The sequence below is a fragment of the Pseudotabrizicola sp. genome, assembly GCF_030684215.1.
Classification (GTDB): Bacteria; Pseudomonadota; Alphaproteobacteria; order Rhodobacterales; family Rhodobacteraceae; genus Pseudotabrizicola.
The window spans coordinates 245047-270109 of sequence record NZ_JAUXOV010000070.1 but is presented as its reverse complement, the minus strand read 5'-3'; the positions used below and the strand labels follow the sequence as shown (position 1 = coordinate 270109).

Annotated in this window: 25 protein-coding genes; 17 read left to right on the top strand and 8 right to left on the bottom strand. The window is 61.1% G+C overall.

All coding sequences use genetic code 11. The annotated features are described in order from the left end of the window. Window positions 1–116: 116 nt before the first annotated feature. The 5 genes from dapA to Q8K08_RS15410 all read left to right on the top strand — a co-directional run bounded on the left by dapA (window position 117) and on the right by Q8K08_RS15410 (window position 4742). Window positions 117–992, top strand: a complete 876-nt coding sequence (gene dapA / locus Q8K08_RS15430) for a 4-hydroxy-tetrahydrodipicolinate synthase (RefSeq protein WP_304798843.1) — start codon at window positions 117–119, stop codon at window positions 990–992. Window positions 993–1148: 156 nt separating this feature from the next. Then, window positions 1149–2054, top strand: a complete 906-nt coding sequence (locus Q8K08_RS15425) for a DMT family transporter (RefSeq protein ID WP_305250636.1) — start codon at window positions 1149–1151, stop codon at window positions 2052–2054. Between the two features lie 70 nt (window positions 2055–2124). Then, window positions 2125–2607 (top strand): SsrA-binding protein SmpB, encoded by a 483-nt coding sequence (gene smpB / locus Q8K08_RS15420; RefSeq protein WP_304798841.1) that lies wholly within the window; start codon window positions 2125–2127, stop codon window positions 2605–2607. 79 nt (window positions 2608–2686) lie between these two features. Then, window positions 2687–3559, top strand: coding sequence for a 3-mercaptopyruvate sulfurtransferase (gene sseA / locus Q8K08_RS15415; protein WP_305250635.1), 873 nt, complete (start codon window positions 2687–2689; stop codon window positions 3557–3559). A 4-nt stretch (window positions 3560–3563) separates the two neighbouring features. Beyond that, complete coding sequence (locus tag Q8K08_RS15410) at window positions 3564–4742, top strand: amino acid aminotransferase (protein ID WP_304798837.1); 1179 nt, start codon at window positions 3564–3566, stop codon at window positions 4740–4742. A 133-nt stretch (window positions 4743–4875) separates the two neighbouring features. Here Q8K08_RS15410 and Q8K08_RS15405 read toward each other — a convergent pair whose 3' ends face one another. Beyond that, on the bottom strand, window positions 4876–6225 hold the full coding sequence (locus Q8K08_RS15405) for an ammonium transporter (protein WP_304798830.1): 1350 nt from the start codon (window positions 6223–6225) through the stop codon (window positions 4876–4878). 28 nt (window positions 6226–6253) lie between these two features. Then, window positions 6254–6592: a P-II family nitrogen regulator gene (locus Q8K08_RS15400; protein WP_304798829.1), complete on the bottom strand. Its 339-nt coding sequence runs from the start codon at window positions 6590–6592 to the stop codon at window positions 6254–6256. A gap of 258 nt (window positions 6593–6850) precedes the next feature. Here Q8K08_RS15400 and Q8K08_RS15395 point away from each other — a divergent pair, with 258 nt between their 5' ends. Both Q8K08_RS15395 and Q8K08_RS15390 read left to right on the top strand, forming a co-directional pair. Continuing rightward, the gene (locus tag Q8K08_RS15395) at window positions 6851–9133 is read left to right on the top strand and encodes a transglycosylase domain-containing protein (RefSeq protein ID WP_305250634.1); all 2283 of its coding nucleotides are present in this window, start codon (window positions 6851–6853) and stop codon (window positions 9131–9133) included. A 270-nt stretch (window positions 9134–9403) separates the two neighbouring features. After that, window positions 9404–9766 (top strand): VOC family protein, encoded by a 363-nt coding sequence (locus Q8K08_RS15390; protein WP_305250633.1) that lies wholly within the window; start codon window positions 9404–9406, stop codon window positions 9764–9766. Window positions 9767–9873: 107 nt separating this feature from the next. On the opposite strand, the gene Q8K08_RS15385 is transcribed toward Q8K08_RS15390, so the two are convergent. Beyond that, complete coding sequence (locus Q8K08_RS15385; protein ID WP_304798791.1) at window positions 9874–10485, bottom strand: phospholipid-binding protein MlaC; 612 nt, start codon at window positions 10483–10485, stop codon at window positions 9874–9876. Next, entirely contained in the window at window positions 10475–11200 is a 726-nt protein-coding gene (locus Q8K08_RS15380) for a VacJ family lipoprotein (protein WP_305250632.1), read from the bottom strand. The genes Q8K08_RS15385 and Q8K08_RS15380 overlap by 11 nt, the downstream gene beginning before the upstream one ends. 314 nt (window positions 11201–11514) lie before the next feature. Here Q8K08_RS15380 and Q8K08_RS15375 point away from each other — a divergent pair, with 314 nt between their 5' ends. The 4 genes from Q8K08_RS15375 to Q8K08_RS15360 all read left to right on the top strand — a co-directional run bounded on the left by Q8K08_RS15375 (window position 11515) and on the right by Q8K08_RS15360 (window position 14319). Next, window positions 11515–11976, top strand: a complete 462-nt coding sequence (locus tag Q8K08_RS15375) for a RidA family protein (protein WP_304798785.1) — start codon at window positions 11515–11517, stop codon at window positions 11974–11976. Window position 11977: 1 nt separating this feature from the next. Further along, complete coding sequence (locus tag Q8K08_RS15370) at window positions 11978–12751, top strand: glycerophosphodiester phosphodiesterase family protein (RefSeq protein ID WP_304798782.1); 774 nt, start codon at window positions 11978–11980, stop codon at window positions 12749–12751. A 64-nt stretch (window positions 12752–12815) separates the two neighbouring features. Then, the gene (locus tag Q8K08_RS15365; RefSeq protein WP_305250631.1) at window positions 12816–13973 is read left to right on the top strand and encodes a GNAT family N-acetyltransferase; all 1158 of its coding nucleotides are present in this window, start codon (window positions 12816–12818) and stop codon (window positions 13971–13973) included. Window positions 13974–14025: 52 nt separating this feature from the next. Next, entirely contained in the window at window positions 14026–14319 is a 294-nt protein-coding gene (locus Q8K08_RS15360) for a 4a-hydroxytetrahydrobiopterin dehydratase (RefSeq protein WP_305250630.1), read from the top strand. Window positions 14320–14476: 157 nt separating this feature from the next. Here the strand turns inward: Q8K08_RS15360 and Q8K08_RS15355 are convergent, their stop codons facing one another. Further along, entirely contained in the window at window positions 14477–14962 is a 486-nt protein-coding gene (locus Q8K08_RS15355) for a peroxiredoxin (protein ID WP_304801480.1), read from the bottom strand. A 74-nt stretch (window positions 14963–15036) separates the two neighbouring features. Here Q8K08_RS15355 and Q8K08_RS15350 point away from each other — a divergent pair, with 74 nt between their 5' ends. Genes Q8K08_RS15350 through Q8K08_RS15340 form a run of 3 tightly spaced genes read left to right on the top strand, consistent with a single transcriptional unit; the run spans window position 15037 to window position 17449 of the window. Further along, window positions 15037–16245 (top strand): NAD(P)/FAD-dependent oxidoreductase, encoded by a 1209-nt coding sequence (locus tag Q8K08_RS15350; protein ID WP_305250629.1) that lies wholly within the window; start codon window positions 15037–15039, stop codon window positions 16243–16245. Beyond that, window positions 16242–16805 carry a 16S rRNA (guanine(966)-N(2))-methyltransferase RsmD gene (gene rsmD, locus Q8K08_RS15345; protein ID WP_305250628.1) on the top strand — a complete coding sequence of 188 codons (564 nt, stop codon included), beginning with the start codon at window positions 16242–16244 and terminating at the stop codon, window positions 16803–16805. Before Q8K08_RS15350 ends, rsmD begins: the two co-directional genes overlap by 4 nt. Continuing rightward, entirely contained in the window at window positions 16802–17449 is a 648-nt protein-coding gene (locus Q8K08_RS15340; RefSeq protein ID WP_305250627.1) for an HAD family phosphatase, read from the top strand. Before rsmD ends, Q8K08_RS15340 begins: the two co-directional genes overlap by 4 nt. 121 nt (window positions 17450–17570) lie before the next feature. On the opposite strand, the gene Q8K08_RS15335 is transcribed toward Q8K08_RS15340, so the two are convergent. Further along, window positions 17571–20090, bottom strand: coding sequence for an ABC transporter permease (locus Q8K08_RS15335; RefSeq protein ID WP_305250626.1), 2520 nt, complete (start codon window positions 20088–20090; stop codon window positions 17571–17573). 5 nt (window positions 20091–20095) lie between these two features. After that, window positions 20096–20794 carry an ABC transporter ATP-binding protein gene (locus Q8K08_RS15330; protein ID WP_305250625.1) on the bottom strand — a complete coding sequence of 233 codons (699 nt, stop codon included), beginning with the start codon at window positions 20792–20794 and terminating at the stop codon, window positions 20096–20098. On the opposite strand from Q8K08_RS15330, the gene Q8K08_RS15325 reads away from it, so the two are divergent. The 3 genes from Q8K08_RS15325 to Q8K08_RS15315 all read left to right on the top strand — a co-directional run bounded on the left by Q8K08_RS15325 (window position 20793) and on the right by Q8K08_RS15315 (window position 24277). Next, the gene (locus tag Q8K08_RS15325) at window positions 20793–21482 is read left to right on the top strand and encodes an arylesterase (RefSeq protein WP_305250624.1); all 690 of its coding nucleotides are present in this window, start codon (window positions 20793–20795) and stop codon (window positions 21480–21482) included. The two genes, Q8K08_RS15330 and Q8K08_RS15325, sit on opposite strands and share 2 nt — an antisense overlap. Window positions 21483–21644: 162 nt before the next feature. Next, window positions 21645–23072, top strand: a complete 1428-nt coding sequence (locus Q8K08_RS15320) for an FAD-binding oxidoreductase (RefSeq protein WP_305250623.1) — start codon at window positions 21645–21647, stop codon at window positions 23070–23072. Next, window positions 23069–24277: an MFS transporter gene (locus tag Q8K08_RS15315; protein WP_304798682.1), complete on the top strand. Its 1209-nt coding sequence runs from the start codon at window positions 23069–23071 to the stop codon at window positions 24275–24277. The genes Q8K08_RS15320 and Q8K08_RS15315 overlap by 4 nt, the downstream gene beginning before the upstream one ends. Here Q8K08_RS15315 and Q8K08_RS15310 read toward each other — a convergent pair. Further along, the gene (locus Q8K08_RS15310; protein WP_304798680.1) at window positions 24258–25025 is read right to left on the bottom strand and encodes a hypothetical protein; all 768 of its coding nucleotides are present in this window, start codon (window positions 25023–25025) and stop codon (window positions 24258–24260) included. The two genes, Q8K08_RS15315 and Q8K08_RS15310, sit on opposite strands and share 20 nt — an antisense overlap. Between the last annotated feature and the right edge of the window lie 38 nt (window positions 25026–25063).

Below are 25063 nucleotides of genomic sequence, written 5' to 3'. Positions count from 1 at the left end.
AAAGCGGCAGATGAAAGGCTGCGCTTGGCAATTGCCCGCGCCCCGGCTAATCAAGGCGGGATTTTCAGCCCAAGCGACTCGCCCTTGCGTGTCGCGCCAACAGGAGTCTGCGTGCCATGATCAAAGGGTCCATCCCCGCCTTGGTTACGCCGTTCAAGAACGGCGAACTTGATCTGGACATGCTGAAAAAGCTGGTCGACTGGCAAATTTCCGAAGGCTCGCATGGGCTGGTTCCGGTGGGCACAACGGGCGAAAGCCCGACGCTGAGCCATGAAGAACATGAGGCGATGATCGAGGCGGTGGTGAAATTCGCTGCGGGCCGTGTGCCGGTCATTGCAGGGGCCGGGTCAAACAACACGGTTGAAGGCATCCGGCTTATTCAGCACGCCGAACGGGTGGGAGCTGATGTCGCGCTGGTGGTGACACCCTATTACAACAAGCCAACGCAAGCCGGATTGATCGCGCATTTCACAGCACTGCATGATTGCTGCACCCTACCGATCATCATTTACAACATTCCGGGCCGGTCGGTGGTGGATATGTCCCCCGACACCATGGGCGCGTTGTCGAGACTGCCGCGGATCATTGGGGTAAAAGACGCGACCGGCAAAATCGAGCGCGTGTCGATGCAACGCGAGACCTGCGGCAAGGATTTTATCCAGCTGTCGGGCGAAGATGCGACCGCGCTTGGCTTTAACGCGCATGGCGGCACCGGATGCATTTCGGTCACGGCAAACGTGGCCCCGCGCCTGTGCGCCGAGTTCCAGAATGCCACTCTGGCCGGGGATTACCGCACCGCTTTGCAAATTCAGGACAGGCTGATGCCGCTGCATGAGGCTATTTTCATCGAGCCGGGGCTGGCGGGGGCAAAGTACGGTCTGTCACTGCTGGGCCGTTGTGCCGAAGATGTGCGGCTGCCGCTTGTCGGCCTGACCGATGGCACCAAGGACAAGATCAAGGCTGCGATGCGCCATGCCGGGCTGTTGAACTGAAATCCCGGACCGAAGACTGCTGCTGAACATGGGGGCTGTCTGACCCCCTGCCCCCCCAAGAGTATTTCAGCCAAGATGAATGACTGAACCTAGGGTTTTGAGTCAAAATTGCACCACAGGGCAGTGAATCGCTGATCTGTTTTGGGCGGATATCCGATGTTTGAGAACGCGAACTTGCGCGGCGCGGCATTCATGATCCTGTCCATGGCGGGGTTTGCAGTTGAGGATATGCTTCTGAAAACTGCTTCACGCGTGATGCCGATAGGACAGGCGGTGCTGATCGTGGGTCTGTGCGGCATGGCGGTGTTTGCCCTGATGGCGCGGCGGATGCGGGAGCCGGTGTTTCATCCGGCACTGTTGACGCGCGGGCTGGCGATCCGGTCGGGGTTCGAGGTGTCGGGGCGGTTGTTCTATGCCCTGGCCATCGCGCTGACGCCGCTTTCAACGACATCGGCAATTTTGCAGGCCTCACCCTTGGTGGTGGTGGGCGGGGCGGCGCTGTTCTTTGGTGAGCGCGTGGGTTGGCGGCGCTGGTTGGCGGTGGTGGTCGGCTTTGTGGGCGTGTTGATCATCATTCGGCCGGGGCTGGACGGGTTTTCGGCGCTGTCCCTGCTGGCGGTGGCGGGCATGCTGGGGTTCGCCGGGCGCGATCTGGCGACGCGGGCCGCACCAAAGGTGATGTCGAACCGACAGTTGGGGGTGGCAGGCTTTGCCATGCTGGCCTTGGCCGGGGCGGCCATTCTGGCCTTTACAGGCGGGGCAGTGCTGCCTGATGCCAAAGGGGTTGCGCTGCTGGCCGGGACGGCGCTGTTTGCTGTGCTGGGCTATCACGCCCTGACCTCGGCGATGCGCACGGGTGAGATCGGGTTTGTGACCCCGTTCCGATATGTGCGGCTGGTGTTTGCGATGGCGCTGGCCATGCTGTTGTTTGGCGAGCGGCCTGATCTGGCGACGTGGCTTGGGTCGGCGCTGGTAGTGGGGTCAGGAATTTACACGCTGATCCGTGGAAATCGGCAAAAAACGCGCCCTTTGACAAACCCGGCGACGCGCCTGCCACAATAACCAGCCACAGCCCGCAGACAGTGGTGGCCACCATCTGGACTTGGCCCCGCCCTGCGCTTATGTGAAGTGGATGGCCACGATTTCTGACCCCAATTCCAAGTTGATTGCCGAAAACCGCCGGGCGCGGTTCGACTACCATATCGAGTCTGATCTGGAAGCCGGGATCATGCTGCAAGGGTCAGAGGTCAAATCGCTGCGCAAGGGCGGGTCGAACATCGGCGACAGCTATGCAAGCGTTGAGGGCGGCGAGCTATGGCTGATCAACGGCTATATCGCGCCTTACAACCAGTCAAACCACTGGGACAGCCACGACGAACGCCGCCGGCGCAAGCTCTTGGTGTCAAAGCGTGAGCTGGCCCGGTTGTGGAACTCGACCGCGCGCGAAGGCATGACCATCGTGCCCATCAAGATGTATTTCAACGAGCGCGGCATCGTGAAGATCAAACTGGGCGTCGCCAAAGGCAAGAAGCTGGCCGACAAGCGCGAAACCAGCGCCAAGCGCGACTGGGACCGGCAAAAGGCCCGGATTATGAAGCAAAACGCCCGGGACTAGTCCCGACACCAAAGCTGCACACTTGCCCTGTGTGCCTCTGCCGATATATGCGGAACCAGACCCGCGCGGAGCATGGCCGATGACAAAACTTGTGACACCCTCGCCCAGTGATGACCCGAAAACGCTGGTATCGACTGACTGGCTGGCGGCCCATCTTAAAGACCCGGATCTGCGGGTGCTGGACGCGACGTGGTTCATGCCGGACTCGGGCCGCGATGCAAAGGCCGAGTATGCTGCTGGCCATATCCCCGGCGCTCGTTTTTTTGATATCGACGACATCAGCGACCACCGGTCAAACCTGCCGCATATGGTGCCGCCGGTTGAAAAGTTCATGAGCCGGATGCGTGCGATGGGCGTAGGCGACGGGCATCAGGTGGTGGTCTATGACGGGGCAGGGCTGTTTTCGGCGGCGCGCGTCTGGTGGACGTTCCGGCTGATGGGCAAAATGGATGTGGCCGTGCTGGACGGCGGTTTCCCGAAGTGGCAGGCCGAGGGGCGCGAAGTCGAAGACCTGCCCCCTGTGGTGCGTGACCGGCACATGACCGTCAGCCGCCAGAACCATCTGGTCAAGGACGTCACGCAGGTGGCGCACGCCGCCAAACTGGCGCAGGCCGAGATTATTGACGCCCGCGCCACCGCCCGCTTCAAGGGTGAGGTGGACGAGCCGCGCCCCGGCCTGCGGTCGGGCCATATTCCGGGGTCCAGGAACGTGCCCTTTGCCACGCTGCTGAATGCCGATGGCACAATGAAGCCCCCCGCCGAACTGAAAGCTGTTTTCGAGGCCGCGGGCGTCGATCTGTCCAGACCTGCCATCACCTCTTGCGGGTCTGGCGTGACAGCCGCGATTCTGTCGCTTGCGCTGGAACGCCTGGGGCACCGCAGCCACTCGCTCTATGACGGATCGTGGTCCGAATGGGGCATGTATGAAGATCTTGCCGTCGCCAAAGGATAGGCCAATGCTGGAAGTGCTGAACCCGCAACCGCAGGACAAGATCCTGCAACTGATTGCCTTGTACCGCGATGACCCGCGCGACACCAAGATCGACCTTGGCGTTGGCGTCTACAAAGATGCCACTGGCCTCACCCCCGTGATGCGCGCGGTCAAGGCCGCCGAGAAAAAACTGTGGGAGGTTGAGACCACCAAGAGCTATACCGGGCTGGCAGGAGAGCCTGCCTATAACGCGGCGATGGTGGGCATGATTTTGGGCGCAGGCTATGCTGATCGTGCAGCAAGCGTTGCGACACCAGGCGGCACCGGGGCCATTCGTCAGGCGCTGGAACTGGTGAAAATGGCGGCGCCCGGTGCAACGGTCTGGCTGTCAAATCCGACATGGCCGAACCATCCCTCGATCATCAAGTATCTTGGCATGAAAATGGCCGAGTATCGCTATTTCGATGCAGAGTCGCGCGGCGTGGATTTTTCGGGCGTGCTGGAAGACCTTGGCAGCGTTGCATCTGGCGACATCGTGCTGCTTCACGGCTGCTGCCATAATCCGACGGGCGCGAATTTTACCACTGACCAGTGGGCGCAAGTGGCCGATGTGCTGGAAGCGCGCGGTGCTATTCCGTTCATCGACATCGCCTATCAGGGCTTTGGCGACGGGCTGGAAGAAGACGCCGCTGCCACCCGGATGATCGCGGCGCGCTTTCCTGAAGTGCTGATTGCGGCGTCATGTTCCAAGAATTTCGGTATCTACCGCGAGCGGACCGGAGTGCTGATTGCGCTGACCGACCCCGCGCGCCGTGCGGTAGTGCAGGGCAATCTGGCCTATCTGAACCGCCAGAATTACAGCTTTCCGCCCGATCATGGCGCGCGTCTGGTCACGATGATTCTGGAAGATGACACCCTGCGCGCCGACTGGAAGGCCGAATTGGAGGAGGTGCGGAAAAATATGCTGAACCTGCGCAAGACCCTTGCGGATGAATTGCGCCGCGCCACCAACTCTGACCGTTTTGACTTCGTCGCGCATCATCGTGGTATGTTCAGCCGTCTGGGGCTGACCGAAGCGCAGGTGAATGTTCTGCGCGACGATCACGGGATTTACATGGTCGGCGACAGCCGTATCAACATTGCCGGGCTGAACGCCCGCACCGTGCCGATCCTCGCGGCGGCGATTGCAACAGTGGCGGGCTGATCTGGCCAAAGTTACAAGGAAAAGCCCGCGCCGGTCGCGGGCTTTTTCATGCGCACTTTGATCACACGGCAGTAAAAAAGGCCCGAACCTTGCGGCTCGGGCCAGACCCTGGACTAATCGGGAGGAGGAGTGATCAGCCCTTGGTGAACTCAGGATAGGCTTCCAGACCAAGCTCGGCTTTGTCCAGACCCATCATTTCGTCTTCCTGGCTTGGGCGCAGCCCAATGGTTGCCTTGAGGATGAACCAGACGATGCCAGAAGCGATCATCATGAAGGCACCGATGGCAACAAAGCCCATAAGCTGCGTCGCAAAGCTGGTGTCCGCAGTGTAGAACGGAACCGCCATGGTACCCCAAAGGCCAGCCACAAGGTGAACCGGGATGGCACCAACCACGTCATCGATCTTCAACTTGTCAAGCAATGGCACGACCACCAGAACGATCACACCACCGATTGAACCGATCCACAGCGCGCCGAACAATGTCGGGTCCAGCGGCCCAGCGGTGATCGACACCAGACCAGCCAAGGCACCGTTCAGCACCATGGTAAGGTCAACCTTTTTGTAAATCAGTTGCGACAGGATCAGGGCAGTCACAGCACCGGCAGAGGCCGCCATGTTGGTGTTGGCAAAGATGATCGACACGGCATTTGCATCCGCCTCGGTCCCCAGCGCCAACTGCGAGCCGCCATTGAAGCCGAACCAACCCAGCCACAGAATGAACGTGCCTAAAGTGGCAAGCGCAAGGTTAGAGCCCGGCATCGGATTGACGCGACCGTCTTTCGTATACTTGCCCAAACGTGGTCCAAGGATCAGTGCACCGGCAAGGGCTGCAAAACCACCTGCTGCGTGAACAAGTGTCGATCCGGCAAAGTCAGAGAAGCCTGCTTCGGACAACCAGCCGCCACCCCACTGCCATGACGCTTCGATCGGGTAAAGAATCCCAGTCAGCACCACAGTAAAGATCAGGAACGGCCACAGCTTGATCCGCTCGGCCAAGGTGCCCGAAACGATCGAGGCAGTGGTCGCACAGAACATCAGCTGAAAGAAAAAGTCCGACGCAACCGAATAGCCAGCGGCAACATCAGGATCACCCGCCAGAGATTTCGCGGCGAACAATTGGCCAACATAGCCAGTCATGGTCCAGGCGTCGCCCGGATACATCAGGTTATAGCCGACGAGCCAATACATAATCGACGCGATCGAAAAGAGCGCGATGTTCTTGGTCAACTGCATCGTGACGTTTTTGGACCGGACCAGACCAGCCTCCAACATCGCGAAGCCTGCAGCCATCCAGAACACAAGAAAGCCACCAATCAGAAACAGCAATGTGTTGAAAATGAAAGCATTATCAATCACAGCCGGAGCCGTTTCAGCCACAACTTCGGTCGCCTCGACAGTGGCCTCCTGCGCCCAGGCTGGCAGGCTGGCAAACAGCGAAGCGGCCAACGTCGTCAGGCCAGAAATTTTAATCAGGTTGTTCATTTTTGCGTTTTCCCCTGTCCCCAACGCGTCAGAGCGCATCGTCGTTGATTTCGCCAGTGCGCACGCGCACGGCATGCTGGACATCCAGCACGAAGATCTTGCCATCGCCGATCTTGTCGGTTTTTGCGGTAGTGCGGATTGTCTCGACGACCGCATCGGCAAGGCTGTTGCTGACCACGATTTCCAGACGGACCTTTGGCACGAAATTCACGGCGTATTCAGCGCCGCGATAAATTTCCGTATGACCAGACTGGCTGCCGAAACCTTTGATCTCGGTAACCATCATGCCGCGCACCCCGATGGTGGTCAGTGCTTCACGCACTTCCTCCAACTTGAACGGCTTGATTGCTGCAATGATTAGTTTCACGTCCTTCCCCTTCGTTCTGTGGGGCCCGGGGTTGGGCCCTTGCAGACAGAAGCCGTGTTTCGGGCAGCCAGAACAAGAAATGGGCGGTGGAACTTTGCCCGAGACCCCACCAAACTGCACAAAATTTATACTTATTGTGCAACTTGATTAATTTTTAGGCGCTCAAGGTATCCGAATCGTGAACTCACGCTCTCCACAACCTGCGCTATTCGGGCTAGAGTCGCGCAAAAGAGCACGCGTTTAACGGTTGGGCAGGCAATGGCAGTATCGGGCAATGGTCGGGGAAAGCTGACCGCGGACAAGCGGTATGGGACGCAAAAGGCGACCCCAGCCAAATCCACATCCGGTGGGCGCCCGCCCCGCAAGCCCGCACCGCGCAAGCCGCGGCGTCAGCATGGCTTTGTGGTCGGGCTGATCGTGGGCCTGTGGCGCTTGATCTGGCGTATCCTTTGGGGTGTGACATGGCGGGTCGGTGCCGTGGTCGGCATGGTGCTGGCACTGACCGTGTTCTATTTCTACAGCCAGCTACCCGCCGTGACCGAATTGCTGGACGGCCGGGCGCGTGGCTCTGTCACCATGCTGGACCGCGAAGGTCAGGTCTTTGCATGGCGCGGAGAGACGTTTGGCGGCCAGATCACCGCCGAAAATGTGTCGCGCGACTTGCACAACGCGGTGATCGCAACCGAAGACAAGCGCTTTTACGGCCACTTAGGCATCAGCCCGCGTGGTATTGCCGGGGCAATCCGCATCAACATGAGCCAGGGCCGCAGCCCGCTGTCGGGCAACGGCGGATCGACCATCACCCAGCAGGTGGCCAAGCTTCTGTGCCTTGGCGTGCCCTATAATCCGACAGAGTGGAAATCAGAGGCCGCCTATGAACAGGACTGCCGCAGCGGCGGCGTCTGGCGCAAGGTCAAGGAAATCCCCTATGCGATGGCGATGGAGGTCAAGTATTCCAAGCAGGAAATCCTGACCATCTATCTGAACCGCGCCTATATGGGCGCGGGCGCACGCGGCTTCGAGGCGGCGTCGCAACGCTATTTCGGCAAATCCGCCAATGAGGTGGGCCCGGCCGAAGCGGCGATGCTGGCAGGCCTTCTGACCGCACCCTCTCGCTTTGCCCCCACCAACAACCTGATCCGCTCGCAGGAGCGGGCCGCGGTTGTGGTAGGCCTGATGGAGGAACAGGGGTTCCTGACCCCCGCGCAGGCAAACGATGCCCGCCAGAACCCGGCACGGCTGTCAAAGGCCGCCGAGACAAAATCAGGTGGCGCTTTTGCCGATTGGGTGATGGAATCCACCCCCAGCTTTCTGTCGTCGGCGACGACCGAAGATGTCATCATCCACACCACAATGGACCAACGGTTGCAAAAAGCCGCCGAGGATGCGGTCAAATTCGTGTTTGAGACCAAGGTAAAAGAGGGATCAAAGGCACAAGCTGCAATCGTGGTGATGTCTGCCGATGGGGCTGTGCGCGCCATGGTGGGCGGGCGCGAAGCGGTGGCAGCGGGCAGCTTCAACCGTGCAACACAAGCCAAGCGGCAGACCGGATCCAGCTTTAAACCCTTTGCCTATGCTGCGGCGATGGATCTGGGCTTTACCCCGGCGGATTATGTCGAAGACACCCCGCTGACCATCAACATCCCCGGTTCAGGCGCATGGACGCCGAAGAACTACGACAACCAGTTCAAGGGCATGATCACGCTTTCGCAGGCATTGGCCGAAAGCCGCAACATTCCTGCCGTGCGGGTGTCGGAAGCGGTGGGGCGCGATGCCGTGCGGCGGGTGGCCAATGGCTTCGGCATCGTTTCGGCCTTGGCCGATGGTCCGGCGCTGGCACTTGGCGCGTCGGAATCGTCGCTGCTGGAGATGTCGGGGGCCTATGCGGGCATCCTGAACGGTGGGTCGTCGGTGACGCCTTATGGTCTGGTCGAATTGCGGCTTCAGGGCGAACAAGATATGCTTTTGGGAGCAACCGGCGGCGTCGGACAGCGGGTGATCAGTGAAGAAGCGTCGCTGTATCTGACCTATATGATGAACCGGGTGATCGAAAACGGCACCGGCACGCGGGCAAAAATTCCCGGATGGCAGGCAGCAGGCAAGACCGGCACAACACAGGCGGCACGCGATGCGTGGTTTCTGGGCTTTACTGCCGAATATGTCGCTGGGGTCTGGATGGGGAACGACGACAACGCCCCGTTGACAGGTGTGACGGGCGGTGGCTTGCCTGCAGAAATCTGGCGTGAGGTGATGGTGCGTGTCCATCAGGGCCTGCAACCGCAAACGCTGCCTATGCTGGTCCCTGAACCGAAACTGCCACCGGGCGGCTACTACGCGCCGTCACCAAACGTGATGGCAGATGGCCAGTCCCCGGCCCCGGTGCCCCAACCCGGCGCAGGTGAGTGGCAGGGCGAGATGCCGTCGCAAGAGGTGATCATCTATGACGGGCCGGTGCCGCAGGATTGGATCAATGAGGGGCCGGTAGAAGGCGATCTGGCCGATCAGATCCTGCGCGACGTTCTGGGGGTGTTCGGGAACTGACCCTGCCCCCACAAAGGGCGTATAACACAGGGGGAGGATTTGGGCCCCTTGTGATATCATGGTGTTAGGGGTGTGGGATTGACCGATTTTTAGCGTTTAAACCCTTGAAGCACAGTTATCGCCGGGGACTGAAACCAGAGCGCTTTTTGCTGCTTGAGCAGCAGCATGAGGCGACGCAACAGGTGTGCTTGTGCCATGCGGGACGGAACTGCCGTCTCGAACCATACGGTGCTATGGTTTCCAGAAACAGGGCTTGTCGAAGGCGCAGAAATGTCAGCATCACTCGGGCGATTGGTGATCTACACAAGCAGGATCGACGAGATGGCTGACTTTTACGCCAAGCACTTCGGCTTCTCGGTGTTGCGGGCTGACAACGAACGCATTGTTGAGCTAAGGGCGCAAAACTCGGGTTTGGCACTGCTTTTGCACCCGGCAGCGGCAAAGCAGAAAGAAGGACAGGTTTTGGTGAAGCTTGTATTTGACGTTGAGGACGTATCGGCCTTTTGCGAAGCTGCCAAGGCCGACGGAGTTGATTTTGGCAAGATCCACAAGGCTGGCGGGTATGAATTTGCCAATGCCAAAGATCCGTCCAAGAATTCAATTCAGGTTTCAAGCCGCGCATTTCGGCAATGACTGCAACGGACTCATAGCGTCCTCGCCGTTACACCTTACCCCGCCGCAAAGCAAAACGCCGACCCTCCTGTTTCGGTGGTCGGCGTCGGTCGTTTGCGGTGGGCGGCTCAGGCCTTTTTCAGATCCTCGATCAGCCCGTTGATATCGCCGCGGCGGCGGTCAAGCATGGCGCCGATTTCGGTGCGCTCGCTGGCCAGCATGTTCACGCCCTCAATGATGATGTTGAAGAACAGATCCTTGCCGGATTTGTCCGACACATGCCAGCGCAGGTCAAACGGGGCCTGTCCGCGCAGTTTGGCGACCGAGATCACCTCGAAATAGCTTTTGACGGCGCGTGCGCCCGTCACCTCGATCTGGCCGCCGATGAACTCACGGAACCGGGCGCCATATTTGCGGGCGATATAGCCTTGGTAAGCGGTGGTGAACGCCGACAGCTGCGCATTTGACGCCGACCGGGCAGCCGGACCAAGGGCCGAGCGCGCAATGGTCGGCACATCGGCGTAGCTGCGGAAAATACGCTCGAAATCAGCATACATGGCACTGGCGGATTTACCGGAATTGATCGTGCGGTTCACGTCTGCAATCGTCTTGCCTACCAGTGCCCGGGCCTGATCGACGGTCAGAGCGGCGGCGGGAAGCGGCATCGCAAGGGCAGCGGCCCCTCCGACCAGACCGATGCCAAAGCCGCGCCGTGTGATGATCAGTCTGTCATTGGCCATAGATGTCCTCATACGGATCTTCGAAAGCGTCATCTCCGGCTTCGCCAGAGGTTTGCCCCAATTGAAAACGACGGCTTTGCAGATACAACAGGCGCGCCTGTGCATAGCTGTCTGCACTATCATATAGGACAGAGTCGACTGTTTCGGAATAGCGCGCCCGATCACCAAGACTTGATGCGAGCTTTGCAACCGGCACGATGTTGTCTTCAGGCTTGGGCAAAACATAGCGCAGCGGGTTCAGACCAACATCGACAATCTTGCCGACAAGATCGCGTTCGGTTGACGGGCCAATGAAGGGCAGTTCCACATAATTCCCCTCGCCGGCGCCCCAGACATGCAGGGTTTCGCCGAAATCGGTGACTTTGCCGTTCACGCCAATGGCACTGGCTGGATCAAACAATCCACCGATGCCGACAGTGGTATTCAGCACAAAGCGCAGCGTGTTTTCCGCCGCAAAATGCGGGCGGCCTTGCAGAAGGTTGTTCACCACCGCCCCCGGCGCATCAAGGTTCTGCGCAAAGTTGGTCACGCCCTGCATGACAGGACCGGGCGGCCCGTTGCCAAAGCTGCTGGACAGGGGGCGCAAAATGGCGCGGTCCACACTGCGGTTGAAGTCGTGGATCTGGCGGTTGTTCGCTTCCAGCGGGTCATTGAAGCCCGTCGGCGCAGGTTTTTGTGCACAGGCGGCCAGCAGGGCGAAGGCGGCAAGCGCCATGACCATGCGCTTCGGTGCGCGGTAAGCGGTCGGCAATCGGGCAGATAAAATCATACTGGGTCACGGCCATTGTTCTGCCCCGAAATCGGGGAGCGTCATCATTCGATCATATGTTTTGATATAGGCCATGGCATTGGATTACAACGATGCGTCAGTCTGGGATGGGCATTTGGGCAGGTTTTGGGCGATCCGCAGGCGGCAGATATGTCTTGTGATAACACCGGCACCAACCAAGCACCGACCATGCCACAGGCTGTGCTTGCCGCCGCCTTGCCCCGCCGTTAGCTTGCGGCAAACAGAACGGAGTATATGCCATGTCAAAGATCGAAACCCGACTTGCCGAACTGGGGGTGACCCTGCCCGATGCGCCTGCACCAGCGGCGAATTACGTGCCTTGGGTGATCAGCGGCAAACAGGTGTTCATCTCGGGTCAGATCAGCCAGAACGCGGGCGGCATGATTAAGGGAAAGCTCGGCGCGGACCTGAGCGTTGAGCAAGGGGCCGAAGCGGCAAAGGCGTGTGCAATCTCGCTTCTCGCGCAGTTGAAAGCCGCCACCGATGGCGACATTGACCGCGTGGTGCGGTTGGTCAAGCTGGTGGGCTTTGTGAACTCGGGCCCGGATTTCGTGGATCAGCCAAAGGTGATCAACGGCGCGTCAGATTTCATGGTGGCCGTGCTGGGCGATGCCGGGCGTCATGCACGCTCTGCCGTATCGGCGGCATCTTTGCCGTTTGGCGTCGCGGTCGAGATCGAGGCGGTGTTCGAGATTGCCTGAAATGACGCGCCCCGCCCTGCCCGCCAGCCTGCTGCACCTGCCAGTATCCCACCGCGCCCTGCATGACCGCGCGGCCGGGCGGATCGAAAACAGCCCTGCGGCGATCAAGGCGGCGGTGGCGGCGGGCTATGCCATTGAGGTTGATGTGCATCTGTCTGCCGATGGTCGGGCGATGGTGTTCCATGATGATGATCTGGACCGCCTGACTGCACACCATGGCCCGGTATCAGCGCAGTCGGCGGACGCCTTGGGGCGGATCGTTCTCACCGGGGGCAGTGACACGATCCCTACCCTGCCCGAAGTTCTGACACTGGTCGCAGGCCGGGTGCCCCTGCTGATCGAGATCAAGGATCAGACCGGGGTGATGGGCCAGACCGACGGGCGGTTGGAGACAGCAGTGGCACAGGCGTTGGCGGGCTATGGCGGCGACGTGGCGGTGATGTCATTCAACCCCCATAGCATGGCCCATATGGCGCGACTGTCGCCGCATGTTGCGCGGGGGCTGACCACATCCTCCTATGATCCGGAAGACTGGTCACCGGTTCCGGCTGCGGTCTGCGACCATCTGCGCGGGATCCCGGATTTTGACCGGGTGGGGGCGTCTTTCATCAGCCATCAGGCCAACGACCTGACCCGCCCGCGCGTGTTGGAGCTTCGGGATGCGAGTGTGCCGGTGTTGTGCTGGACCATCCGTTCGCCCGAACAAGAGGCGATGGCGCGGCAGATTGCGGCAAATGTGACGTTTGAGGGCTATCTGAGCGCGATCCCGGCTTGAATTTGGCGGGATGCGGCACAGTCTTTACCGTCGCGCTTTGTGGGCGCAGCCTAATAGCGGAACCATGACCGAAATCACCCTGCATCAAAGCCTGTCCGAGATTGACGCGACCCAATGGGATGCTGTCGCGGCACCTGAACAAGCGTCCGGCCGGCCCGTGGACCCGTTTACGACTTATCGCTTTTTACAAGCGCTGGACTCTTCAGGATCGACAGGAACAGGCACCGGTTGGACCGCGCATCCGCTAGCGTTGCGCGTAGATGGTCAGTTGGTGGCCGCCGTGCCGATGTATGCAAAGGGCCATTCTCAGGGCGAGTATATCTTTGACCACGGCTGGGCGCAGGCGTTTGAACGGGCGGGCGGTCGATATTACCCCAAATTGCAGATCGCAGTGCCATTCACGCCTGCCACGGGGCGGCGATTTTTGGGCGCTGCGGCATATCATGAGGCGATGCTGACAGCGGCGATTTCGGTTGCCACACGCAATCGTCTGTCTTCTTTGCATGTGACCTTCTGCACCGACGACGAGGCGGACTCTCTGGCCGGGGTAGATGGCATTTTGCACCGGGTTACGCAGCAGTTTCACTGGGAAAACAACGGCTACGCAACCTTTGACGATTTCCTGAGCCAGCTTTCCAGCCGCAAGCGCAAGATGATCCGCAAAGAACGTGAAACGGCACGCGCGTCCGGTCTGATCATCCGCGCGCTGACCGGCGACCAGATCGAGCCTGCATATTGGGATGCGTTCTGGCAGTTTTATCAAGACACCGGTGCGCGCAAATGGGGCACGCCCTATCTGACCCGTGCGGCGTTCACCCGCTTTCACGACACGATGCGGGATGACATCCTGCTGATGATGGCCTTTGACGGCGACCGCCCCGTGGCAGGCGCGCTGAATTTCATTGGGCGCGATACGTTGTTTGGCCGCTATTGGGGCTGTGTCGAGGATCACCCCTGCCTGCACTTTGAACTGTGCTATTATCAGGCGATCGACTGGGTGATCGCAAATGGCCTGCACAGGGTTGAGGCGGGGGCGCAGGGCGAACACAAACTGGCGCGCGGCTATTTGCCAACGCCGGTGCATTCGCTGCACTGGATCGCAGATACCGGCTTTCGCGACGCCGTTGCGCGTTATTTGCAAGAAGAGCGCCGCGCCGTAGACGAAGAAATTGAGGTCCTGACGCAATACGGGCCTTTTCGTCGTGTCCACTCCGAAGACTGACCGACCCGACTGCCCCCCACCGACTGCCCCCCGATGCAAAAGGAAGTAACACATGACAGACACGCCAAAACTGGACCGCGCAACCCTGGTGCCCCTGTTCGGCACCGGCTGGGCAATGGCCGAGGGGAAGGACGCGCTGGTCAAGACATTCCTGTTCCGCGATTTCAAGCAGGCCTTTGCCTTCATGACTCAGGTGGCCGACGACGCCGAGGCGCTAAACCACCATCCCGAATGGTCGAATGTTTACCGCACCGTCAAGGTAAAGCTGACCACCCATGACGCGGGCGGGCTGACCGATCTGGATGTGAAACTGGCCAAACGGATGGACAAGGCGGCGGGCTACTGACCAGCGCTTAGCGACCTGACGAGACCCCTGGATATCAGGGCAGTCTGGCACCCTTCCCATCCGCAGGTTGGGATGCCCGCATCAGAAATCGCCGTCAAGGGCTTGGTTTGCAAACCGCGCACGCGCCGCAAAAACGGTTCGCGGTTTGCATTTGCAATCAGATCGCGGCCAGAAGCGCCTCGCCCGTGGAGATATTGCACTCGTTCGGGTTGTCGATGTTGGCATGCGTGACAACGCCGTCTTCCAGCACCAGAGCATAGCGGTTGGACCGGCCGATCAGCCCGATGTGCGGCGCAGTGAAATCCATCCCGAGTGATTTGGTGAACGACCCGTCGGCATCGCCCAGCAGCGTGATGCCACCTTCAGTTGCACCGGTTGCTTCGCCCCAGGCCTTGAGAACAAAGGGATCATTCACGGCAATGCAGATGATCTCTTCGACACCCTTGGCCATGAATGCGTCCTTTGTACGGATGAAGCTTGGCAGATGTATCGTCGAACATGGGCCGGTGAAGGCGCCGGGAAGGGCGAATACAATGACTTTGCGGCCTTTCAGCTTGTCATGCAATGACACCAGGGCAGGTCCGCCATCGCCCATGTGCGCCAGCTTCGCATCCGGTAACGTGCCACCTACAGAAATCGTCATGAATATATCCTTCTCGCGTTGCGTTTACTTAGGCACAGGATATAGGGTCCGGTCGGTTGGGCGACCAGAGGAATATGACCATGCATGTGGTGATCGTCGGCGCAGGGCAGGCCGGAGCGGCACTGGCGGCAAAGCTGCGAAGCCTTGGCCATACCGGGCCACTCACAATGATTGGCGAGGAAATCGCACCGCCTTATCAGCGCCCGCCGCTGTCCAAAGGCTATCTGATGGGCGAGATGGCAGCCGAGCGTCTGTGGCTGCGCGCGCCTGAATTCTGGGCCGATCAAAGGGTGGATCTGCGGTTGGGTGCGCCGGTTACCAGACTGGACACGGCAACCAAGACCGTAAATGTCGGCGGTGAAGCCATCGCCTATGATGCATTGGCACTGACAACTGGTTCCAGCCCGCGCCGCCTGCCCGCCGCAATCGGCGGCGATATGGCCGGGGTCTATACCGTGCGCGGTCTGGCCGATGTTGACGCAATGCGGCCCGAATTTCAGCCCGGCCGCCGGGTGGTGATTATAGGCGGTGGTTATATCGGTCTGGAAGCAGCGGCAGTGGCCGCAAAGCTGGGCCTGCAAGTCACCGTTCTGGAAATGGCCCCACGCATTTTGCAACGCGTCGCGGCACCTGAAACGTCAGATTACTTCCGCGCCTTGCACATGGCACATGGCGTGACACTACTGGAATCCACCGGATTGGAGCGCTTGCTGGGTGAGGGCCGTGTCACGGGAGCGCGTCTGTCCGACGGCCGCGAAATCGCAACAGATTTCGTGATTGTAGGCGTGGGCATCGTGCCAAACACCACCCTTGCCGAAGCGGCTGGCATCGCACTGGACAACGGAATCGCAACCGATGCCCATGGCCGCACTTCGGCGCCCGACGTCTGGTCAGCGGGCGATTGTGCATCCTTTCCATGGGGCGCAGGGCGGCTTCGATTGGAATCTGTGGGCAATGCGATTGATCAGGCCGAGGTGGTCGCGGCAAATATGCTTGGTGCCGAAAAACCCTACCTTGCGGCACCATGGTTCTGGTCCGATCAATACGATTGCAAATTGCAGATCGCCGGTCTGAACACCGGCTATGACCGGATTGTAACCCGCCCCGGCGACGGCAATTCTGTGTCGTTCTGGTATTACCAGGACGACCGCCTGCTGGCGCTGGACGCGATGAACGATGCCCGCGCCTACATGGTCGGCAAGCGCCTGATCGAGGCGGGAAAATCCCCCGCACCTGGTCTGGTGGCGGACCCTGCAACCGATCTGAAGGCGCTGCTCAGGTGAGGATCATCGGGGGCCGCGCGCGCGGGTTGCATCTGACACCACTTGGCGCAGGCGATGCGCAGGCACATCTGCGCCCCACCTCTGACCGCGTGCGCGAGTCGATCTTCAATCTGCTGCTCAACGGTGGCCACGGCAATCTGGTGCAAGGAGCCAAGGTGCTGGATCTGTTCGCCGGCACTGGGGCCCTGGGGCTGGAGTCGCTGTCGCGCGGGGCTGCACAGGCCACATTCGTCGAAGACGGCAAGGTCGCGCTAAGCCTGATCAAACGCAACATCGCCCTGATGCGTGCGACAGCCGAAACCGAAATCTCGCGACGCGATGCAACGCAACTTGGGGCCAACCGGGGCGCGCCGTTTGATCTGGTCTTCCTTGATCCGCCCTACGGCAAAGGTCTTGGGGAAAAGGCCATCGCCTCGGCCGTTGCGGGCGGCTGGCTGGCCCCGAATGCCGTGATTGTCTGGGAAGAAAGCACCCAGCCAATCCCACCCGCAGGGCTGGCCCTGCTTGATCAGCGCAAATATGGTGACACATCTGTAACCCTGCTAAGGATGCCAGAATGACCCCTCGGGCCGTGATTTTCGACTGTGACGGTGTCGTGGTGGACAGCGAGGGCATGACCTTTGAGTTGCTGGTTGGCGAATTCGCCAGCCATGACTTGCTCTTGCCCGTGGAAGTCATCGCACGGGACTTTATCGGCGGCACAATGGCAGATGTGGCCCACCGCGCCCGTAAGGCGGGGGCGACACTCCCCGACACCTGGGTCGATGACTTCTATCAGCGCCTCTATACCCGGCTGGCCAAAGGTACCCCGATGATCCCCGGCATTTTGGGCGTGCTGGATGCGTTGGACACGGCGGACATTCCCTTTGCGATAGGCTCCAACGGGTCCGATCAGAAAATGCAGATCACGCTGGGCCAGCACCCTGGCCTGATCGCTCGGTTTCGGGGCCATCTTTACTCCGGTCAGACGCTTGGCGCACCAAAGCCCGCGCCCGACCTTTATCTGCATGCCGCAGGCCAACTGGGCGTTGCGCCCACCGATTGCGTGGTGATCGAAGACAGCCCGACAGGCGCACGCGCAGCAAGTGCGGCGGGGATGCGTTGCATGGGATTTGCCGCCCACACCCCTGCCGAAAGACTGACCGCCGTTGGTGCAGAGCCATTTTTCGACATGAACGATCTGCCCCGCCTGCTGGGTCTCTGATACGAACCTGAACATTTTCTGTTCAAAAGTATCCCCGCCGGAGGCAACGCCCGCGCCGGTTGTGGCGCAGCCACAGAAGGCGCGGACAAAAGAACGCGCGCGGCACGCGTGCTCCTTCGCCTTATTCAGCAGAGCGCAAGACCTGAGCCGGCCGCGCAGCAAGCGGGCGCAAGGCAAAGGCCAATCCCGCCCCAAGAGTGGCGATCACACCGCCTGCGACAATGGCCAAGGCCGAAATGGGTTCAAAGCGGTAGCTCGTCTCCATCACAAATACCATCACAGCCCAACCCGCCAAGCCCCCCGCCACAATGGCAACACCCCCCGCAGCAGCCCCCATCAGCGCAGAGCGCAGCGCAAAGCTGGCAAGGATACGCCCACGCGTGGCCCCAAGGGTTTTCAACACTGCCGCCTCATAGACCCGCGCCCGCTCGCCTGCGGCTGCAGCACCGATCAGCACAACAAACCCGGTCAACAGCGTCGCCGCCGCCGCCCATGCGGTCGCGGTAGCGATGGCACCCAATGCCTCGGTCACCCGCTCGATCGCATCTTTGACCCGGATCGCAGTGATATTGGGATAGGCCCGTGACAGATCGCGCAGGATCGCGGCTTCCGCCTGCGGTTCAGCATAAACGGTGGCAATGTGGGTATGCGGTGCCCCTGACACGGCGGCAGGATTCAGGGTCATCACAAAGCCCATGCCTGCACTGGAAAAATTGACCTCACGAAAGCTGGTGATCGTCGCGGTGATGTCGCGGCCCAGAATGTTGGTCGTGATCCGGTCGCCCAGTTTCAGACCCATCTCGCCCGCTTCTTCTGCGGCAAAGCTGATCTGTGGCTCGCCCGCGTAATCGGCAGGCCACCATGTGCCTGCGGTGATGGTCGTGTTCTCGGACGGGGCTGCGGCATAGGTCACACCCCGGTCGCCGCGCACAACCCAATGCTCGCCCACCACATCCCGCGCGGGGCGGCCGTTGATCTGGGTAACCACGCCACGCAACATCGGCGCGCTCTCCACTTTGCTGACCGCAGGGTCTTCGGTCACGCGGGTCAGAAAGCCGTCAATCTGGTCAGGTTGGATATCGACGAAGAAATACGATGGCGCGCGATCAGGCAGGTCAGTCGCGATTGCCATACGCAGGTTTGCCTCGATCTGTCCCACCGCCGCCAGCACCGACAGCCCAAGACCCAGTGACAGCACAACACTTGTCGCTTCGGCCCGCGGGCCACCAATGGCCGCCAACGCAAGCCGCAAGGCAACGCGGCCCCGCGCCAGCACCGACCGCGCCACACGGTTGGCGGCCCGACGCAACAGCCATGCCGCCCCCGCCAGCACCAAAAGCGCCCCGGCAATCCCGGCGGCAGAACCAAGCGCCAGTTCCGGCACGCCCGAAAACCAGACCGCACCCCCAACCAACAGCGCCAGCAACCCCACCACAGAAAAAGCCGCAGGCCAGCCGGCCCAGCCTTCACGGCCCGCGCCACGATACAGCGCCGCCGCCCGCACGCTTTGTGTCCGTGCCAGCGGCCACAGCGTGAACAAAAGCGCCGTCACCAACCCATAGAATCCAGCCTCCAGCAGGGGCATCGGATAGGGACGAAAGATCACCGGCAGCGGCAATGACGCCGAAATCACCGGGGCCAGCAGCATCGGAATCACAGTGCCAAGCACCAGCCCGATGGCCACGCCAACACCCGCCAGCACTGCAATCTGCAACAGATACACGCGGAAAATCATCCCGCCCTCGGCCCCCAGAGTTTTGAGCGTGGCAATGGTAGACACCTTACCATCCAGATAGGCCCGCACCGCCGAAGACACCCCCACCCCACCGACGGCCAGCCCGGCAAGGCCCACCAGAATAAGGAAAGACCCCATGCGTTCTACAAAGCGCTCCACCCCTGGTGTGGCGCGGCGGCTGTCTTGCCAGCGCACGCCCTTGTCGCGGTATGCCGCTTCTGTCTGCGCCCTTAGCGCGGCAAGGTCAGCCCCCGCAGGCAGCGTCATCCGGTATTTGGTTTCATAAAGCGACCCCGGCCCGATCAGCCCCGACTGCGCCAGATCACGGGTCTGCACCATCGTGCGTGGGCCAAGTGTAAACCCTTGCGTGGCGCTGTCTGGTTCGCGCAGCAGCACGGCACCAAGGCGGAATTCCTGCACGCCCAGCCGGAATGTGTCGCCCAGTGACAGACCAAGCCGGTCGACCAACACCCGGTCCATCACCGCACCGGGCAGGCCATTCATTGTGGCAAATGCCTGATCCAGCGAAATATCCGGCTCCAGCGCCACCTCACCCAACAGGGGATAGGCACTGTCCACCGCCTTGATCTGGGTCAGCGCTGTGTCGTCGCCGCGCACTGCCATCGACCGGAAATCAACCACCTCCGACACACCCGAGGCGATGCTGTCCATATACGCCCGCTCGCCGTCATCCGCGAAACGATAGGTGAATTCCATCTGCGCATCGCCGCCCAACAGAACCGACCCCTGATCGCGCAACCCCGCCTCGATCGCAGCGCGCACCATGCCGACAGACGCAATTGCCATCACGCCCAGCGCAAGGCAGGCCAGAAAAATACGAAACCCGCGCAGGCCGCCGCGCAATTCACGCCGCGCCAGACGCCAAGCAAGGGGCCAAGTTGTCATGCCGCTCATTCCGCCGCCGCCTTCATGCGGTCTTCGCCCACGATCCGTCCATCAGCCAACCGTACCACCCGGTCACACCGCGCCGCCAGTTCCGGCGCATGGGTCACCAGCACCAGCGTCGCCCCATGCCGGTCGCGCAGACCAAACAGCATGTCCATGATCGCCGACCCGTTCACGCCGTCCAGATTGCCCGTCGGCTCATCAGCCAGCAAGATTGCCGGCCGTGGCGCAGCGGCCCGTGCAAGCGCCACCCGCTGCTGCTCGCCCCCCGACATCTGGCGCGGGTAATGGTCCATCCGCGACCCAAGGCCCACACTGCGCAATTCCGCCTCGGCCCGGGCAAAGGCATCGGTCACGCCAGCCAACTCCAAGGGCACCGCAACGTTTTCCAAAGCGGTCATTGTCGGGATCAGGTGGAAAGATTGGAACACCACCCCCATATTCCCCCTACGAAAGCGCGCGAGGGCATCCTCGTCCAAAGCGGTCAGATCCGACCCCAGCGCAATGACAGACCCCGATGTCGCGCGCTCCAGCCCGCCCATCAGCATGAGGAGAGACGACTTGCCAGACCCGGACGGACCGATCAGACCCAATGTCTCGCCCTGCATGACATCAAGGTCGATGCCCTTCAGAATCTCAACCGGCCCGGCATTGCCTGCCAAAGTAAGCGTCGCATCCTTCAACGCCAGAACGGTCTGACCCATGATCTTTTCCTTTACACTGTCCCCTGTTGCATATGGCGCATTACGCTGCATCCGCAACCTGACCTTCACGCTGGCGTTACCGTTTTCCGTCGCCACAGCCGTGAATGCCGAATCCGTGACCGTTTTTGCGCTGGGTGACAGCCTGACAGCCGGCTACGGTCTACCCGATGGCGAAGGTCTTGTGCCGCAACTTAATCTGTGGCTGGCAGATCAGGGAGCCGACATCACCGTGCTGAATGGCGGCGTGTCCGGCGATACCTCGGCGGGTGGCCTTTCGCGACTGGCGTGGAGCCTGACACCCGAGGTTGATGCCATGATCGTAACCTTGGGCGGCAACGATCTCTTGCGCGGGTTGCAACCTGTCGTGACACGCAACAATATTGAGAAAATTCTGGTCGAGGCCCAAACCCGCGCCTTGCCGGTTCTGCTGATCGGGATGGAGGCTCCGGGCAATTTCGGTCCCGATTACAAAACCGCCTTCGACCAGCTTTACCCAGAGCTCGCGGCCCAATACGGCGCGCAGCACATCGCCAGCTATTTTGGCCTGATCGACCCCGACGCCACAGATCCCGGCCAGATTGCAGAACTCATGCAGGCCGATGGCATCCATCCCAATGCAGATGGCGTCAAACGCGCGGTAGAAAGCCTTGGCCCGCAGATCCTGAAACTGGTTGGGCAGGTCGACTGACCAGCCTTTGCTGCTTGCGAAATACTCCCGCCGGAGGCTCCCCCGCCCGCCCCCGGGCGCACGATAAAAAAACCGGGCACTGCACCATGAAGAATGCCCGCAAGGGCTTGATGAGCAGCCCGTGACGGTTCATTGCTATGCGGCCCGTGCAAGGACCGCGCGATGACCCTGATTTCTGATCTTAGTGACCTGCTTGGCCCGGCCCATGTGCTAACCGGGGCAGATATGGACCGCTACGCACACGACTGGACCGGGAAATACGCGGGCCAGCCGCTTGCGGTGGTGCGGCCCTGCGATACCGGCGAAGTGGCGGCCTGTCTGGCCCAAGCCGCGCGGCATGGCGTGGCTGTGGTGCCGGTCTCCGGCAATACAGGGCTGGTGGGCGGCACCTTTACCACGCAGGCCCTGATGATCAGCCTTGAACGGATGAACCGCATCCGCGATCTGAACCCGGCCACGCGCTCAGCGGTGGTTGAGGCTGGGGTGATCCTGTCGCGCCTGCATGATGCCGCTGCCGAACAGGGGCTCTACTTCCCGCTGTGGTTTGGCGCGCGCGGCTCGGCGATGATTGGCGGGGTGCTCTCTACCAATGCGGGCGGGTCCAATGTGCTGCGCTATGGCTCCACCCGCACGCTTTGTCTGGGGCTGGAGGTGGTTCTGGCCGATGGCCGGGTGCTGAACCTGATGTCTGCATTGCACAAAGACAATTCGGGCTATGCGCTTAAAGACCTGTTCATCGGAGCTGAGGGCACGCTGGGCATCATCACCGCTGCGGTGATGAAACTGGTGCCTGCCCCGCGCGCCCATGCCACCGCCACGCTGGGATTGCGCAGCCTTGGCGATGCGCTGGTGCTGCTCAACCGCTTGCAAGAGGCGTCGGGCGGGCTGGTTGAGGCGTTTGAATTCATGCCCGCCAGCTACGCCCGCCGTCTGGCCGAAGTGCGCCCCGATCTGGGCCTGCCGTTTGGCACGGTCCCAGAGGTAACGATCCTGACCGAACTGGGTGCCACCGCGCCCGCGCTGTGCGACCCGCGCGAAGATGGGTCGGTGCCTTTGACGGATTTGCTGGAAACCACTGTGGCGGCATTGATGGACGAAGGGTTGATCCATGATGCCATCGTCGCCCAAAGCGAGACGCAGCGCCGCGCAATGTGGGCAAGGCGCGAGGCGGCGGCAGAGATCACCTTTGCCAAGCGTCCCTTTGTCGATACTGATATCGCAGTGCCGCTGGACCGGGCCGCAGCGTTTCTGGACGCGATCCATACCCGGTTGCAGACCGTGGATCAGGCGCATGAGACGATGACCGTGGCCCATCTGGGCGATGGCAACCTGCACTTCACAGTGTTCCCCGTTGACGGATCAGGGGCAACCTATGACCTTGTGATCACGATGATCGAGGATGTGGTTGCCGATCTGAAGGGCAGTTTTTCGGCAGAACATGGCGTGGGCCTGTCTAAACTTGCATCCATGGTGCGGCGCAAGGATGTGGTGGCGCTGGACGTAATGCAGGCGATCAAAACCGCTCTGGACCCCGAGGGGCGGATGAACCCCGGCAAGGTCATTCCCCAAGGATCAGGCGTGGCATCGTGACAGCCCTTCACACTGTTTTCGCAACCCCCGTGTTTCGGATGCTGGCCGGGGTGATCGGGTTGATGGGGCTGATCAACGCCTCACTTTACCCCTATCAATCGCTGATCGGAATTGAGGTTCTGGGCCTGTCCGAACAGATGTTCGCGCTGGTTCTGGTGCTGGCCTCGGCAGTGGCGGTCACAACTTCGGTGCTGCTGGGCATCCTGTCAGACCAAAGGGCGAACCGGCGACGCCTGGCGCTGATCACGGCGCTGATCGGGGCGTCTGGTGCGGCGCTGATGGTGTTTGCGCCCGGTCCGGTCAGTTTTGTGCTGACCAATGGGGTGTTGCTGCCGATCGCCTCGTCAATCTTTGGTCAGGCCTTTGCGCTCAACCGGCTGGCCAGTCAGGATTTCCCCGCGCAGCGCGAAGGCATACAGGCCACGGTTCGGGCGTCGATGTCTGTCACCTTTCTGTTGATGTTGGTATTCTGGACCTTTGCCTTTGGCTGGGGTGCCGATGTGATGTGGACCTATGCGACGGGCGGCGTCGCCAGTCTGGCGCTGTTGGCGCTGATCTGGGGGTTTTGGCCGCGCGACGGGCAGACCGGGTGGCAGGATCAACCCTCGGGCCTGCGGCTGGGGGCTGCATTGGCGCAACTGGCGCGGCCTGCGGTGGCATTGCGTCTGGTATGCCTTGGGGCGGTGACATCTTCGGGTGTGCTTTACATGATCCTTGCGGCACTGGTGTTTTCGGAAACGCCGGGGCGCGGTGCGGCAGATACCGCGCTGTATGTGGGCATGGTGGCCGGGTGGGAGGTGCCGTTCATGCTGTTGTTGCCGCGCTATCTGTCGCACATTCCCCGGCCGACCCTGATTTTCTGGGGTACGGTGCTGTATGTCAGCCATCTGATAGCACTACCATTTCTGGCGGACAGCCCTTGGATCTGGGTGATGACCCTGCCTGCGGGTCTGGGCGGGGTCGCCATGCTGATCCTGCCAATTTCCTACTATCAGGATCTGATGGCCGGGCGGCCCGGCACCGCGGCGTCAATGCTGGCCCTGCAAAAGCTGGTAGCCGACGTAATTGCAGCGCTGGCATTCAGCGCCGGATTGGCGATTGGCGGCTATGCCCTGACCGCAGGCCTCGGCGGCGGGATTGCCATTGCCGGTGGCCTTGGCTTGTGGCTGGCCGACAGGGCGAGGGTCAGCCCGGATACTGCGTGATGCGCTTCAGATAGGCGAGTGTGGGCGGGATCGCCTGCACATCCTTTGACGGCTTGCTGATCCGGGCGACTCCGCCCGCCAAGCTCCCCAATGGCGACAGCAGGCGCACCATTTGTGCAACGGCCCGCCAAAGCCCTGCCGGCGCCGCACTGCGATAGGCCGTCAGTGCTGCATCAAGTTCCGGGCCGGGGGCGATGTCGCGGCCATTGGCAAACCAACTGTGGGTGAAGACCACGATATCCAGCGCCCGCATCATCTGGCCACGCTTGCGGTTGCGAAAGCGCTCAAGGTCGATCAGGCGCAGGTCTCCCGCCTGCCAGCAGAAATCGCGCAGAGCCGGGCGGCCATGTGCAAAGCCCGCTCGATGCAACCCCGCCAGCGCCGCCCCTGCGGCAGCAAAGGCCGCGCTGCGATCTGCTACAGGATGGGCCGTATCATTCAGCAGCGTTGACAGGTTCGGGCCTAGGTCTGGCAAAAGCAGGTAATCGGGGCCTTCGGCGATGACATCCGGCACAGGCGCGCCCTTGGCGCGCAACAGGTGCAGCGCCTCGCGTTCAGCCACAAAAGCGGTCAGGCCATTGCCCTTTTGCAGGCGCATCAGCCCTGTCGCCTGTTCCACCCGTTTCAGCCAGACCCGCCCACCATCGGGCAGATCCAAGGCCTGTATCCGTTGGGAAGGCTGTGCAAGTGCTGCTTCAAGCACAGCAGCCACGGGTTTTGACAGTGGCGTGGTGTCAAGTTTTCTCATTGCGGGAATGTAACACCACAATGACGACAGTTTAAGAG

What these genes read in the sequence shown, in the direction of transcription:
- dapA (WP_304798843.1), top strand. Translation starts at nt 117, where the DNA reads ATGATCAAAGGGTCCATCCCCGCCTTGGTTACGCCGTTCAAGAACGGC.
- Q8K08_RS15425 (WP_305250636.1), top strand. Translation starts at nt 1,149, where the DNA reads ATGTTTGAGAACGCGAACTTGCGCGGCGCGGCATTCATGATCCTGTCC.
- smpB (WP_304798841.1), top strand. Translation starts at nt 2,125, where the DNA reads ATGGCCACGATTTCTGACCCCAATTCCAAGTTGATTGCCGAAAACCGC.
- sseA (WP_305250635.1), top strand. Translation starts at nt 2,687, where the DNA reads ATGACAAAACTTGTGACACCCTCGCCCAGTGATGACCCGAAAACGCTG.
- Q8K08_RS15410 (WP_304798837.1), top strand. Translation starts at nt 3,564, where the DNA reads ATGCTGGAAGTGCTGAACCCGCAACCGCAGGACAAGATCCTGCAACTG.
- Q8K08_RS15405 (WP_304798830.1), bottom strand. Translation starts at nt 6,225, where the DNA reads ATGAACAACCTGATTAAAATTTCTGGCCTGACGACGTTGGCCGCTTCG.
- Q8K08_RS15395 (WP_305250634.1), top strand. Translation starts at nt 6,851, where the DNA reads ATGGCAGTATCGGGCAATGGTCGGGGAAAGCTGACCGCGGACAAGCGG.
- Q8K08_RS15390 (WP_305250633.1), top strand. Translation starts at nt 9,404, where the DNA reads ATGTCAGCATCACTCGGGCGATTGGTGATCTACACAAGCAGGATCGAC.
- Q8K08_RS15385 (WP_304798791.1), bottom strand. Translation starts at nt 10,485, where the DNA reads ATGGCCAATGACAGACTGATCATCACACGGCGCGGCTTTGGCATCGGT.
- Q8K08_RS15380 (WP_305250632.1), bottom strand. Translation starts at nt 11,200, where the DNA reads ATGGCGCTTGCCGCCTTCGCCCTGCTGGCCGCCTGTGCACAAAAACCT.
- Q8K08_RS15375 (WP_304798785.1), top strand. Translation starts at nt 11,515, where the DNA reads ATGTCAAAGATCGAAACCCGACTTGCCGAACTGGGGGTGACCCTGCCC.
- Q8K08_RS15370 (WP_304798782.1), top strand. Translation starts at nt 11,978, where the DNA reads ATGACGCGCCCCGCCCTGCCCGCCAGCCTGCTGCACCTGCCAGTATCC.
- Q8K08_RS15365 (WP_305250631.1), top strand. Translation starts at nt 12,816, where the DNA reads ATGACCGAAATCACCCTGCATCAAAGCCTGTCCGAGATTGACGCGACC.
- Q8K08_RS15360 (WP_305250630.1), top strand. Translation starts at nt 14,026, where the DNA reads ATGACAGACACGCCAAAACTGGACCGCGCAACCCTGGTGCCCCTGTTC.
- Q8K08_RS15355 (WP_304801480.1), bottom strand. Translation starts at nt 14,962, where the DNA reads ATGACGATTTCTGTAGGTGGCACGTTACCGGATGCGAAGCTGGCGCAC.
- Q8K08_RS15350 (WP_305250629.1), top strand. Translation starts at nt 15,037, where the DNA reads ATGACCATGCATGTGGTGATCGTCGGCGCAGGGCAGGCCGGAGCGGCA.
- Q8K08_RS15340 (WP_305250627.1), top strand. Translation starts at nt 16,802, where the DNA reads ATGACCCCTCGGGCCGTGATTTTCGACTGTGACGGTGTCGTGGTGGAC.
- Q8K08_RS15335 (WP_305250626.1), bottom strand. Translation starts at nt 20,090, where the DNA reads ATGACAACTTGGCCCCTTGCTTGGCGTCTGGCGCGGCGTGAATTGCGC.
- Q8K08_RS15325 (WP_305250624.1), top strand. Translation starts at nt 20,793, where the DNA reads ATGATCTTTTCCTTTACACTGTCCCCTGTTGCATATGGCGCATTACGC.
- Q8K08_RS15330 (WP_305250625.1), bottom strand. Translation starts at nt 20,794, where the DNA reads ATGGGTCAGACCGTTCTGGCGTTGAAGGATGCGACGCTTACTTTGGCA.
- Q8K08_RS15320 (WP_305250623.1), top strand. Translation starts at nt 21,645, where the DNA reads ATGACCCTGATTTCTGATCTTAGTGACCTGCTTGGCCCGGCCCATGTG.
- Q8K08_RS15310 (WP_304798680.1), bottom strand. Translation starts at nt 25,025, where the DNA reads ATGAGAAAACTTGACACCACGCCACTGTCAAAACCCGTGGCTGCTGTG.